A 13,496-nucleotide genomic window follows, 5' to 3' on the forward strand; every position below is an offset into this window, starting at 1 on the left:
TCAGCATCTGCTGAGCCTCGTAGATCATCGTGCCGGATTCGCGCATATAGACGAACCCGCGTGAAATGAGGTCAGGTCCTGATACCATGCGGCTTTTCTTCTTGTCGACGCTGACGACGACGATGACCAGTCCTTCTTCAGACAGCACACGGCGGTCACGAAGGACGATGTTGCCGATATCGCCGATTCCGCTGCCGTCGATGTAAACATCGCCGGAAGGGATACGGCCCGCAACTGAAGCCTCGTCTTGGCCAAGCGCCAGGACATCACCGTTTTCCATGATGAAAGTGTTCTCGCGTGGAACGTCGCAGTCAACTGCGAGTTCTGCGTGTTGAGCCTGCATCCGGTATTCACCATGGATCGGCATGAAGTATTTCGGTTTGATCAAGCGCAGCATCAATTTGTTTTCTTCCTGTGAACCGTGGCCGGATGTATGGATATCATTCAATGAACCATGGATGACATCAGCCCCTGCACGGAACAATAGGTTGATTGTGCGATTGACGCTGCTCGTATTGCCCGGAATCGGGGAAGACGAGAAGACGACCGTATCGTTTGGCTGGATCTGGATTTGACGATGTGTACCGTTGGCGATGCGTGACAGTGCAGCCATCGGTTCGCCTTGTGAACCTGTACATAGGATGACGACTTTATCGGCGGGCATCCGGTTCAAGGTTTGTGTATCGATAAACGCATCTTCAGGAGCCGTGATATAGCCGAGCTCGCGTCCGATCGTCATGGCATTATCCATGCTGCGGCCGAAAACGGCGATTTTGCGGCCTTGGCGCACAGCTTCATCAGTCACTTGTTGCAAACGGTAAATATTGGAAGCGAACGTAGCGAAAATCAAACGCCCTTCGACTTTCCGCATGATTTCCTTAATCGTTTCGCCGACTTTGCGTTCGGACATGGTGAAATTCGGGATTTCAGCATTGGTCGAGTCAGACAATAGGCACAATACCCCTTCGCTACCGATTTGGGCCATTTTCAATAAGTTGGCCGGTTCGCCGACTGGTGTGAAGTCGAATTTAAAATCACCTGTATGGACGATGCTGCCAGGCGGTGTTTTGACGACTACGCCGAATGAATCGGGAATACTGTGGGTCGTGCGGAAGAAACTGACCGAAGTTTTGCGGAATTTGATGACATCTTCCTCTTCGATTTCGATCATTTTCGTTTGGCGCAACAAGCCGTGCTCTTCCAGTTTTTTACGCAATAAGCCAAGTGCTAGCTTACCGCCGTAAACTGGCATATTCACTTGCTTGAGCAGGTAGGGAATGCCGCCGATATGGTCTTCGTGGCCATGTGTAACAAACAGGCCCTTGATTTTATCGGCATTTTTAACTAAATAAGTGTAATCCGGAATGACGTAATCGATTCCGAGCAAATCGTCTTCCGGGAATTTGATGCCGGCATCAATAAGGATGATTTCATCCTGGAATTGGACACCGTATGTGTTTTTGCCGATTTCGCCCAGTCCGCCGAGCGCGAAAACAGCTGTTTGATCATTTTTCACGAATTTCATTATGCGTCGATAGACTCCACTTTATAATCTTGGGAGGCTTGTTCATATTCGAGGTGCTGGCCTTCTAGAAGCTGCACGAGCTCGATGTTGAAGTTGCGGTCCTTCAGGTGGTGACGGACTTCCCGCTCGGTGGAAGCTTCTACATACAAACTTTGTGTGTTTTCGCGAACTGGTACTTCAAAACGGTTTTCTTGGTAATATACTTTAAAAATCATATTTTGCTCTCCTTTTTCCACGTTCAATATAAATGCACTTTCTTTATATTATCATGTCATTGTTCTAAAATAAAGAATAGCCCTCCTATTTATTAAGAAGGGCCGAAACAAACCTTATGCTATCTTCTTTTTGTTCATAATGCCGTTGAGCTGTCTGAGTAGTCTGCGTTTCAACCGTTTCAGCATGGCTCACCACTCCTTATGTATAGTATACTGTTTTTTCTGACAAAAGCAAAGAGGGTGTATTGAGAAATGCCCCAAAAGATTGGAGATAGGAATATGCCGAAATTATTATTATTGGATATCGATGGCACCTTGCTCGATACGAACAAACAATTGCCGGTAGCTACCAAACAAGCATTGATTGCAGCCCGCGCGAACGGGCACCAGCTGGCCATCGCGACGGGACGTGCGCCGTTTATGATCGGTGCGCTTCTAGAGGAATTATCGATCGATACGTATATTACGTTCAATGGCCAGTACATTGCGTTTGAAAATGAAGCGGTGCATAAACAGGCTATTGATTCGGAGACCTTGGAAAAAGTATTGGCGTTTGCAGAGCAGCGCGACCATCCGCTAGTCTTCTTGAACGAGCATAAGATGGTGTCTTCCATCGATTTTCATCCGGACATCGACGAGAGCATCAAGAGCTTAAAATTCCCTCATCCGGAAATGGACAAAGATTTCTACCGTACGAATGATGTGTACCAGGCGCTCGTATTCTGTGAAGAGCACGAAGAAAGCCAATACCATGAAGAATTCCAGAACGTGGATTTTGTCCGCTGGCACCGTGTATCGTGCGACATTCTTCCAAAAGGCGGCAGCAAAGCGGAAGGCATCAAGCAATTGATCCGCGCGACTGGGCATCGCTTGGAAGATACGATTGCGTTCGGCGATGGATTGAACGATCTTCAAATGATGGAAATCGCCGGTTTCAGCGTTGCAATGGCGAACGGCCACGAAGAAACGAAAAAACGCGCCAACCACATTACAGGGCACGTCGACGAAGGCGGGCTCGCTAGCGCATTCGAGTTCCTTGGCTTGAGCCGGTAATTTTTTAGCTAGTTTAGAAGTTTTTAACTTCCATAGAAAAACCCCGCCTCAATAAAATGGAGGCGGGGTTTTGTCATTCCACTGTTTCAGCTTGAAGGTCGATGGCCGAAGCATTTTCGATTTCCTTATACGGGTCATTCGGGTTGATGTGGTCGTAGAACATGATGCCGTTCAAATGGTCGAGTTCGTGTTGGAAAGCGATGGCTGGAAGGCCCTTCAAGCGCATTTTGAACTCTTCGCCGGAAAGTGTATGGCCTTTGACAGTGATGCGGGCATAACGCGGAACATAGCCCGGAACTGAACGGTCGACAGACAGGCAGCCTTCGCCGCCGGATAAATAGGCTTTCTCGACAGAATGGCTGACAATTTTCGGATTCACTGCCACCAGGCTCAAATTCTCGCCTGAATGTTCGTCAAAATGCAAAGCGAAAATCCGTTTGGAGACATTGATCTGGGGAGCGGCAATTCCGACCCCCGGACGCAAATCGTATTTCTCCGCTAGCTCGTCATCCTGGCTGTTCTTTACATATTCCAAAAGCTCTTCACCGAGCTTACGGTCTTCTGCAGAAAGCGGTAGCTTGACCTCTTCGGCTTTCTGGCGAAGAGTGGGGTGCCCTTCACGGATAATGTCATTCATCAAAATCACGTATGTTCATCCTTTCATGGTGCTCACTAGTATCCCTATTGTAGCGTATGAACGCATTTTTGAAAAAAGAAAAAGCTCTTGCCGTTATTGTATTTTGCCGATATTCATTCTATAGTTAATTCATGGAAATCAAGGGGGACTTTATTGTGAAGAAACTAACCATCGCCACGGTTTTGACAGGCACTCTCTTTCTTTCGGCATGTTCAGGGGTATCGACAGAGGAGCAGTTGAACGAAATTTTGGAGACGACTTTCGAAGAGGAAGCCGAGTACCGTGATGTACAGAGCGAATTGCAGAGCCGTGAACAGAACGAGCAAGAAATCTTCGAATCGATTATGGCTTTGACCAAAGAGCAACAGGCAGAAGTGGAAGAGAAGTCTCAGGAAGCGATCACTTCAGCAGATGAACGACTTGAACTTTTGGAAACAGAACGTGAATCGATGCAAAATGCAGCCGAGGAATTCAAGGAAATCGACCAATTGATTGAAGAAACGGAAGATGAAACTGTCCAGGCAGATCTCGAAGCGCTGAGAGATCAGATGGATCAACGCTTTTCAAAGCACGCCGAATTCACGGACGCTTATGAGACTTTAATCGAACGGCAGAAAGAATTGTATGCAATGGTGGCAGAGGAAGATATGGATCTTGCCACTCTTCAAGATAAGACAGATGAAGTAAATGAGCAGAATGAGCTGGTCCAAGAAGCCGTAACAGCCTTCAACGAACAAACGGAACAGTTCAATGAGCTGAAAAACGAAACCACAGAAAAAATGAATGCAGAAAACGACTGAGCAACCGTCATGGTTGCTTTTTTCTGTGCTATAAAAGAGATGTTTTTTCTTCTTGTATTATAATACAGTAACGGTTTTGCTTGTAGTACAGTTACGATTATTTTTAAGTTCTGCAAAAACGGGTATACACGTATAATGTAATGTTCTTCTATGATTGACCGTAATATTGTGGTGGCGTATACTGAAAAAGAATGTGGCGATTGTATCACTAAGCTAGTGTTAAAATTTTAATACAGATAAAGGAGAGTTGCTTTTATGGCTGCGAAAAAGAATCAGCAATTCGATCCGGTGGAAACACTTCAAGCGATCGAAGAAAAGTTCGAAATGGTTCAAGTATTGAACGAAGAAGGCGAAATTGTTAATAAGGATTACGATCCGAATCTATCTGATGAGCAATTGGAAGAATTGATGAAGCGCATGGTTTATACGCGCATCCTGGATCAGCGCTCGATCTCATTAAACCGCCAAGGGCGTCTCGGGTTCTACGCACCGACGGCGGGACAGGAAGCGTCTCAACTGGCTTCCCATTTCGCGTTGGAAAAAGATGACTTCATCTTGCCAGGATACCGCGATGTACCGCAATTGATCTGGCACGGCTGGCCGTTGCACCAAGCGTTCTTGTTCTCCCGTGGGCATTTCAAAGGGAACCAGATGGCTGAAGGCTTGAACATCTTGCCTCCGCAAATCATCATTGGCGCACAATTCATCCAGGCAGCTGGTGTTGCGCTTGGTATGCAGAAGCGCAAAAAAGAAGCAGTCGCAGTCACGTACACAGGTGACGGCGGATCTTCACAAGGTGATTTCTATGAAGGCATCAACTTTGCCGGAGCATTCCGTGCACCAGCGATCTTTATCGTACAAAACAACCAATTCGCGATTTCGACACCGCGTGAATTGCAGACATCTGCTAAAACGATTGCACAAAAAGCCGTATCTGCAGGGATCCCAGGAGTGCTTGTTGATGGCATGGACCCGCTTGCAGTATACGCAGTCACTCGTGATGCACGTGAGCGCGCCGTGAAAGGCGAAGGGCCGACGTTGATCGAAACGATGTGCTACCGCTACGGTCCGCATACGATGGCAGGGGATGACCCAACGCGCTACCGTACTTCGGATATTGACAGCGAATGGGAAAAGAAAGATCCGCTTGTACGTTTCCGTAAATACCTAGAAGCTAAAAAGCTATGGAACGAAGAAAAAGAAAACGAAGTAATCGAGAAAGCGAAAGAAGAAATCAAAGCGGCGATCAAAGAAGCAGATGGTACGCCGAAACAAAAAGTTTCTGACCTTCTCGGAATTATGTACGAGGAAGTTCCATTTAACGTACAGGAACAACTCGATATTTATAAAGCAAAGGAGTCGAAGTAAGCCATGGCACAAATGACGATGATCCAAGCGATTACGGACGCTCTGAAAACAGAAATGAAAAACGATGAAAATGTTCTTGTTTTCGGCGAAGACGTAGGTAATAACGGCGGTGTATTCCGCGCAACTGAAGGTTTGCAAAAAGAATTTGGCGAAGATCGTGTATTCGATACGCCACTCGCTGAATCAGGCATCGGCGGCCTAGCGATCGGTCTTGGATTGCAAGGCTATCGCCCGGTACCGGAAATCCAGTTCTTCGGCTTTGTTTTCGAAGTCATGGACTCCATCAGCGGCCAAATGGCGCGTATGCGCTACCGCAGCGGCGGCACATTGACTTCTCCGGTAACAATCCGTTCACCATTCGGCGGCGGCGTACACACGCCGGAAATGCATGCTGACTCACTCGAAGGGCTTATGACTTCACAGCCCGGCTTGAAAGTAGTCATCCCGTCGACACCATACGATGCAAAAGGCTTGTTGATTTCTGCAATCCGCGACAACGATCCGGTCATTTTCCTTGAGCATATGAAATTGTATCGTTCATTCCGCCAAGAAGTGCCAGAAGAAGAATACACAATTCCACTCGGCAAAGCCGATGTGAAGCGTGAAGGTACAGATCTTTCCATTATCACTTACGGAGCGATGGTGCAAGAAAGCATGAAAGCAGCTGAAGAACTGGAGAAAGATGGCCATTCAGTGGAAGTCGTCGATTTGCGCACAGTTCAGCCGCTTGATATCGAAGCGATTATCGCATCCGTTGAAAAGACAAACCGTGCAATCGTTGTACAGGAAGCACAAAAACAAGCTGGAATTGCAGCGAATGTCGTAGCTGAAATCAACGACCGTGCAATCTTGAGCCTTGAAGCTCCAGTACTCCGGGTAACAGCGCCGGACTCTGTCTTCCCATTCTCCCAAGCTGAGCAAGTTTGGCTGCCGAATGCAAAGGATATAGTAGAAACAGCGAAAAAAGTACTGAATTTCTAATTGCTGGATAGCGTTAGCAACACGGCGTTCTTCCCAGCGAGAAATTAGAAAAACAGCTTGAATTCAGTTAAACCGGCTTTCGAGAAATGAAAGCCGGTGCTGAATCATTGCTAAACAGCAGCATTCCATATGGCGCGCCGTATCGAATGTACAATAGAAAGGGTGACTAGAATGGCTTTTGAATTTCGATTGCCGGATATCGGTGAAGGTATCCACGAAGGTGAAATAGTAAAATGGTTTATCAAGGCCGGAGACACGATCGAAGAAGACGATATTCTGTGTGAAGTACAGAATGATAAAGCGGTCGTAGAAATCCCGTCTCCTGTTTCAGGAACCATCGAGGAAGTGCTCGTAGAAGAAGGAACCGTCGCAGTCGTCGGAGATGTACTCGTGAAAATCGACTCTCCGGATGCGGATGATGTCCACTTCAAGGGCGGAAAAGACGACGAGGAAAAACCTGAACCTGAAGCGAAGCAAGAAGATCAGCAGGAAGAAACAGAAGAGCAAGTTCAATCCGGAACAGCTGAATCCGGCGAAAACGTCGAAAAAGAGCCGGCTCCTGAAGGCAAGCCAGAAGGCGAAACCGGCGCAGGCGACCAGCCGCAAGCAGATGAAGCAGACAGCGATCCAAATAAACGCGTCATCGCGATGCCATCTGTGCGTAAATTCGCTCGTGAAAAAGAAGTTGACATCAAGAAAGTCAAAGGGTCTGGAGACAACGGGCGTATTATGAAACAAGATATCGAAGCGTTCTTGGATGGCGGGCAGGAGCAAGAAGCACCGGCAGCTGATCAAGAAACAACTTCACAAGAAACGCCGGAAACAAAAGAAGCTCCTGCAGCAGCAGCTCCAGAAGGCGAATTCCCAGAAACTCGCGAAAAAATGTCCGGCATGCGCAAAGCGATCGCCAAAGCGATGGTGCATTCGAAGCATACGGCCCCTCACGTCGCGTTGATGGACGAAGTCGATGTAACCGAACTCGTAGCACACCGCAAAAAGTTCAAAGACATCGCTGCAGAAAAAGAAATCAAGCTGACGTATTTGCCGTATGTGGTCAAAGCTTTGGTCAGCACATTGCGTGAATTCCCGGCGCTTAACACATCGTTCGACGATGAAACCGGCGAAGTGATCCACAAGCATTACTTCAATATCGGAATTGCTGCAGATACGGATAAAGGCTTGCTTGTTCCGGTTATCAAGCACGCAGACCGCAAATCCGTCTTCTCCATTTCAGATGAAATCAACCAGCTTGCAACAAAAGCGCGTGATGGCAAATTGTCATCTGCTGAAATGAAAGGCGCTTCATGCTCCATCACGAATATCGGATCTGCAGGCGGCCAATGGTTCACGCCAGTCATCAACCACCCGGAAGTTGCTATCTTGGGCATCGGGCGCATTGCTGAAAAACCGGTAGTGAAAAATGGTGAAATTGTAGCAGCTCCTGTGTTAGCATTATCATTGAGCTTCGATCACCGCATGATCGACGGAGCAACCGCACAACACGCATTAAATCACATCAAGCGTTTGTTAAGTGAACCAGAATTACTATTAATGGAGGCGTAAAACTTATGGTAGTAGGAGATTTCCCAATCGAAACAGACACGCTCGTCATCGGCTCAGGCCCTGGCGGCTATGTCGCAGCTATCCGTGCAGCACAGACTGGCCAAAAAGTGACCATCGTTGAGAAAGAATACATCGGCGGCGGGCGTTTGTTTGAACGTCGGCTGTATCCCTTCAAAAGCGATGATTTCTGTCGGCCACCGTTTTGAAGAAGCCCAGCATTCCGATGAGATGGGCATCGTGGCAAAAGAAGTTTCCTTGAACTTCGAAAAAGCACAAGCGTTCAAAGATAGTGTGGTCAAGAAATTGACTGGCGGCGTCGAATCTTTGCTAAAAGGCAATAAAGTGGAAATCGTACGCGGCGAAGCATATTTCGTGGACGAGAACACTGTCCGCATCATGGACGCGGACTCTGCCCAAACGTATAAGTTCAAAAACGCGATTATCGCAACGGGTTCACGCCCGGTTGAAATCCCAACATTCAAATACTCAGAGCGCGTCATCGATTCAACAGGCGCACTTGCGTTGAAAGAAGTTCCGAAAAAACTTGTCGTCATTGGCGGCGGTTATATCGGGACTGAGCTTGGAACGGCTTATGCGAACATGGGTTCTGAAGTGACAATCCTTGAAGGTGCACCGGATATCCTTGCCGGATTCGAAAAGCAAATGACGTCAATCGTCAAAAAAGGCTTGAAGAAAAAAGGCGTCGAAGTTATCACAAAAGCGTCAGCTAAAGGCGTAGAAGAGTCAGATTCAGGCGTTTCGGTTTCATACGAAGCTGGCGGCGAAGAGAAAACAATCGACGCGGACTACGTATTGGTTACTGTCGGTCGCCGTCCGAACACGGATGAAATGGGCCTTGAAGAGCTCAACATCAAAATGGGCGAGCGCGGCCTTATCGAAGTCGATAAGCAATGCCGTACAAGCATCCCGAACATTTATGCGATCGGTGATATTGTGGCAGGACTTCAATTGGCGCATAAAGCTTCATACGAAGGTAAAATCGCTGCTGAAGCGATTGCCGGCGAAAAATCAGAAGTCGATTACTTGGCAATTCCAGCGGTTTGCTTCACAGACCCTGAACTTGCAAGTGTTGGTTTGACTGAAGAGCAGGCAAAAGAAGAAGGCTTTGAAGTAACAGCTGCGAAATTCCCATTCGGCGCAAACGGCCGTGCTTTGTCACTGAACGCTGCAGAAGGTTTCGTGAAACTTGTCTCTCGTAAAGAAGATGGGTTGCTATTAGGCGGGCAAATCGTCGGAGCAGGCGCTTCCGATATGGTCGCAGAAATTGGCTTGGCGATCGAAGCGGGCATGACAGTGGAAGATATCGCAATGACGATCCACGCTCACCCGACTTTGGCTGAAACTACAATGGAAGCTGCCGAAGTAGCTTTAGGTACGCCGATTCACATCATTAAATAATTAATTGCAAAAGGACCGCAAAATGCGGTCCTTTTTTTTATGCCTTACAGGACTTGACTATGTTAAAATTTTACACAAGGAGGATGATTATGAAAAAACGAAATTGGCTATTGCCGGCATGTGCGGTATTTCTGCTTGGGGCTTGTTCTGATGAGACTGCTTCAGAGCCGGAAGATACAGCACAAGAACAATCAGCGCAAACGGATGATGTCGAGGAAGATGTGGCGTCAGAGCAATCTGCAAGCGATCAAGAAGAACAAGCAGAAATAGAAGAGCAGGAAAACGCGGAAGAGCAGGGGGCTGAAGAAGACAACGAAAAGGTTGCCGAGCCGCGCTACCGTATCAATCCGCAAAACTCGAAAGTCGAACCGATCGGCGATGCGAACGAACAAGTGGTCTTGATCACGATCGACGATGCACCGGATACATATTCGCTTGAAATGGCCAAAACTTTGAAAGAACTCGATGTACCGGCTATCTTTTTCGTCAACGGGCATTTCCTCGATACAGAGGAAGAACAACAGACCTTGTCTGAAATTCACGACATGGGCTTTGCGATCGGCAACCATACGAACACCCATGTGAATTTAAAACAGTCGACAGAAAGCGTGCAGCAAGATGAAATCGTATCGCTGAATGAGCGTGTGGAAGCGATCATCGGGGAGGCGCCGAAGTTTTTCCGTGCCCCGTTTGGCGTAAACACCGAGTTCAGTAAAGCACTTGCCGAAGAACAGGGCATGGTGCGCATGAACTGGACTTACGGCTATGATTTTATGCAGGGTTATATGGAACCGGAAGCTTTGACGGAAATCATGGTCAACGCCCCTGAACTCAATAGCGGAGGGAATCTGCTGATGCATGACAGGGAGTGGACAAATGAAGCACTGCCGCAAATCATCGAAGGGCTGCGCGACAAAGGCTATGAATTTGTAGATCCAGATGAAATAGAAGAGATCCAACCGTAAAAAAAGGATCCGGCGCTGATTGCGGCGGATCCTTTTTACTGTATATCGTTAACGGAATGCATGATGTTCTTTGATGACATGAAGCGTTTGGAGCGAATCATCTTCAGGCCCCTGCACCGGCAGCCCGGCTTTGACGTTCGTGTGGATATAAGAAATGTTCTCTTCGGTAATGATTTCCCCAGGGATGAAAATCGGGATTCCTGGTGGATAGACCATGATGAACTCGGCCGAGATGCGTCCCACCGCTTCATCGATTGGAATGATTTCCGTCTCTGCGTAAAAAGCATCGCGAGGCGTCATCGCTAGCCGTGGAATTTCCGGCAATAAGACAATCGGTTCCGAAACCGCATGCTCAGTCTCCAAGGCTTCGCTCATTCGTTGCAAGGCATTGACGAGCAAGTTGATTTCTTTCCGGCTGTCGCCGAGCGTGACGAGGCAGAGGATGTTATACAAATCGGATAGTTCAATTTCGATATTGGCGTTCTCGCGCAGCCATTCTTCCGCCTGATGCCCGGTAATGCCAAGGTTTTTGACGCTGATCAATAACTTAGTCGGGTCCATATCGTAAGTCGCAGAAGAATTAAGCAGCTCTTTCCCGACGCATACTAAATGGGGGATCTTATTGATTCGCTTGCGTGCGTCCTGTGCCAGCCGAATCGTCTGGTCGATCAGGTCAAAGCCGTGTATCGCGAGCTGGCGCCGTGCCGTATCGAGCGATGCCAATATCGGATAGGAAGTGGATGTTGTCGTAAGCATCGACAAAGTCGCTTGGACGCGCTTCGGCGACACCAAGCCTTCACGTACGTTTAGCACAGAACTCTGCGTCATGGAGCCCCCCAGTTTATGGACCGATGTGGCAGCCATGTCCGCTCCTGCTGCCATCGCGGAAATCGGCAAGGATTTATGGAAATGGATATGGACCCCGTGCGCTTCATCGACGAGTACAGGAATGGATTTGTCATGGGCGATATCGACAATGCGCTTCAAATCAGCCGCCACGCCGAAATAAGTCGGATTGATGACGAGCACCGCTTTGGCATCGGGATATTCAATTAAGGCTTTCTCTACTGATTCAGGCGAAATGCCATGGGAGATGCCGAGTTCCGGATCGACTTCCGGATGGATAAAGACAGGGATGGCGCCGGCAAAAACGATGGCGGACATGATGGATTTATGGACGTTGCGCGGAACGAGGATTTTATCGTTCGGCCCGACGACGCTCAGAATCATCGTCATGATGGCACCGCTCGTTCCTTGGACCGAGAAAAAGGTATGGTCTGCGCCGAACGCTTGCGCTGCCAATTCCTGCGCTTGTTTGATAGCGCCTTTTGGGGAATGCAGGTCATCTAGTGGCGCTATATTAATCAAGTCGATCGACAGGATATTATCGCCGACGAATTCCCGGAATGCGGGATCGACTCCTTGGCCTTTTTTATGGCCGGGAATGTGAAATTGTATAGGATGCCGGTTCCGATGCTTCAATAAAGCATCAAAGAGCGGAGTTTCGAGTTGTGACAATGGGACGTGCACCTCACTTTATCAAAATGAAAACAAGAGAAATTATAGCATGCAAGACGTCTCGTTACTATACTTATAGTATGGATGTCTGACTTATTTTCGTCTGCATGGAACAAGCTGCACGCATGGGAAAGGGAATTTCGAAATTGAAGCGAATAGACAAATAGAGGACAAAAAAGGAGTGGGATAATGGCGTTTAAGACAAGAATCACCGAATTACTTGGAATCGACTATCCGATCATACAAGGAGGCTTGGCATATTTGGCTTATGCAGACCTGGCCGCAGCGGTCTCGAATGCCGGAGGGCTTGGCCAAATCACGGCGATGAGCCTGCCGGGGCCTGATGAGTTGCGCGAAGAAATCCGCAAAGTCCGGGAATTGACAGATAAGCCATTCGGCGTGAACTTTGCGATCGGTGAACATGGGCGTGCATTTTCGCATATGCTCGATGTAGCAATCGAAGAACGGGTGCCTGTCGTGTCGATGACTGGCGGCAACCCGACACCGATTTTTGAACAATTGGAAGGCACCGATATCAAGAAATTGGTGTTGGTGGCAGCAAGGCGCCAAGCTGAAAAGGCGGAGGCGCTTGGGGCGGATGCCGTTATGGTCGTCGGGCATGAAGGTGGTGGGCACCTCGGCCGTGATGATATCGGGACAATGGTCCTGATTCCGCAAGTGGTCGATGCCGTGTCGATTCCTGTGATCGCGTCTGGGGGCATTGGCGATGGGCGCGGATGGATGGCGGCACATGCGCTTGGAGCTGAAGGAATTGAAATGGGAACGCGCTTCATTGCAACGAAAGAATGCATTCACGCGTCCCAGCTATATAAGCAGCAGTTGATTGACAGCACAGAAAACGATACAGTAATTATCAAGCGCAGTATCGGTGCACCGGCCCGTACATTGTCCAATTCATGGACGGATCGCATCTTGGAAATCGAAAAAGAGACGCCGAGCTATGAAGCGCTAAAAGATTATATTAGCGGAAACGCCAATAAACGCTATATTTATGATGGAGAACAAGAAAAGGGCTTCGGCTGGGCAGGGCAAGTGACGGGCTTGATCCGGGACGTGCCGACTGTCCAGGAATTATTCGACAGAATGATCCAGCAAACTGAAGAAATCCGCAAACGCTGGGGGATTATTGAAAGAGAGTAGGTGAAGGCCATGGAATATTCATATCCATTTTCCATCGATTGGACGACAGACGAGATCGTCGACGTCGTGGAATTTTTCGAAGCGATAGAAAAAGCTTATGAAAAAGGGGTCAAACGTCAGGAATTGATGGACAAATACCGCAAATTTAAAAAAGTGGTGCCATCGATGGCGGAAGAAAAGACATACTTCCGTGAATTCGAAGAAGAAAGCGGTTATGTCAGTTATGCGGTCGTCAAGAAGATGAAAGAAGCTTCAGGCGATGAATTGATCCGCATCAAAAGATAAAAAAAC

General features: G+C 48.1%; 12 protein-coding genes and 1 pseudogene. 9 read left to right on the forward strand and 4 right to left on the reverse strand.

All coding sequences use genetic code 11. The features are described 5' to 3' along the window. Positions 1-1,525, reverse strand: a 1,525-nt coding sequence (gene rnjA, locus ON064_RS12980; RefSeq protein ID WP_274625096.1) for a ribonuclease J1, incomplete at its 3' end; no start/stop codon positions are given. Then, positions 1,525-1,740 carry a DNA-dependent RNA polymerase subunit epsilon gene (locus tag ON064_RS12985; protein WP_058383454.1) on the reverse strand — a complete coding sequence of 72 codons (216 nt, stop codon included), beginning with the start codon at positions 1,738-1,740 and terminating at the stop codon, positions 1,525-1,527. The genes rnjA and ON064_RS12985, both read right to left, overlap by 1 nt. Before the next feature lie 279 nt (positions 1,741-2,019). Between ON064_RS12985 and ON064_RS12990 the strand changes: the two genes are divergently transcribed. Next, positions 2,020-2,793, forward strand: coding sequence for a Cof-type HAD-IIB family hydrolase (locus tag ON064_RS12990; protein WP_274625097.1), 774 nt, complete (start codon positions 2,020-2,022; stop codon positions 2,791-2,793). 73 nt (positions 2,794-2,866) lie between these two features. Here the strand turns inward: ON064_RS12990 and def are convergent, their stop codons facing one another. Continuing rightward, entirely contained in the window at positions 2,867-3,439 is a 573-nt protein-coding gene (gene def / locus ON064_RS12995; protein WP_274625098.1) for a peptide deformylase, read from the reverse strand. Between the two features lie 146 nt (positions 3,440-3,585). Between def and ON064_RS13000 the strand changes: the two genes are divergently transcribed. The 6 genes and pseudogenes from ON064_RS13000 to ON064_RS13025 all read left to right on the forward strand — a co-directional run bounded on the left by ON064_RS13000 (position 3,586) and on the right by ON064_RS13025 (position 10,526). Then, a complete protein-coding gene (locus tag ON064_RS13000) occupies positions 3,586-4,230 on the forward strand; it encodes a YkyA family protein (RefSeq protein WP_274625099.1) in 645 nt (214 codons plus the stop codon). Positions 4,231-4,485: 255 nt separating this feature from the next. After that, complete coding sequence (gene pdhA, locus ON064_RS13005; protein WP_121297807.1) at positions 4,486-5,598, forward strand: pyruvate dehydrogenase (acetyl-transferring) E1 component subunit alpha; 1,113 nt, start codon at positions 4,486-4,488, stop codon at positions 5,596-5,598. 3 nt (positions 5,599-5,601) lie between these two features. After that, positions 5,602-6,579, forward strand: a complete 978-nt coding sequence (locus ON064_RS13010) for an alpha-ketoacid dehydrogenase subunit beta (protein WP_058383459.1) — start codon at positions 5,602-5,604, stop codon at positions 6,577-6,579. A gap of 171 nt (positions 6,580-6,750) precedes the next feature. Next, positions 6,751-8,142, forward strand: a complete 1,392-nt coding sequence (locus ON064_RS13015; RefSeq protein WP_274625100.1) for a dihydrolipoamide acetyltransferase family protein — start codon at positions 6,751-6,753, stop codon at positions 8,140-8,142. A 5-nt stretch (positions 8,143-8,147) separates the two neighbouring features. Further along, positions 8,148-9,561: pseudogene (lpdA, locus tag ON064_RS13020) on the forward strand (dihydrolipoyl dehydrogenase). Positions 9,562-9,650: 89 nt separating this feature from the next. Beyond that, positions 9,651-10,526 (forward strand): polysaccharide deacetylase family protein, encoded by an 876-nt coding sequence (locus ON064_RS13025; protein WP_274625101.1) that lies wholly within the window; start codon positions 9,651-9,653, stop codon positions 10,524-10,526. A 48-nt stretch (positions 10,527-10,574) separates the two neighbouring features. On the opposite strand, the gene ON064_RS13030 is transcribed toward ON064_RS13025, so the two are convergent. Continuing rightward, positions 10,575-12,044, reverse strand: a complete 1,470-nt coding sequence (locus tag ON064_RS13030; RefSeq protein WP_121297802.1) for an aminotransferase class I/II-fold pyridoxal phosphate-dependent enzyme — start codon at positions 12,042-12,044, stop codon at positions 10,575-10,577. 189 nt (positions 12,045-12,233) lie between these two features. Between ON064_RS13030 and ON064_RS13035 the strand changes: the two genes are divergently transcribed. Both ON064_RS13035 and ON064_RS13040 read left to right on the forward strand, forming a co-directional pair. Beyond that, entirely contained in the window at positions 12,234-13,205 is a 972-nt protein-coding gene (locus tag ON064_RS13035; RefSeq protein ID WP_274625102.1) for an NAD(P)H-dependent flavin oxidoreductase, read from the forward strand. A gap of 9 nt (positions 13,206-13,214) precedes the next feature. Then, positions 13,215-13,490 (forward strand): UPF0223 family protein, encoded by a 276-nt coding sequence (locus ON064_RS13040; RefSeq protein ID WP_274625103.1) that lies wholly within the window; start codon positions 13,215-13,217, stop codon positions 13,488-13,490. Positions 13,491-13,496 lie beyond the last annotated feature (6 nt).

This window comes from Planococcus sp. A6, from assembly GCF_028823615.1.
GTDB lineage: Bacteria > Bacillota > Bacilli > Bacillales_A > Planococcaceae > Planococcus.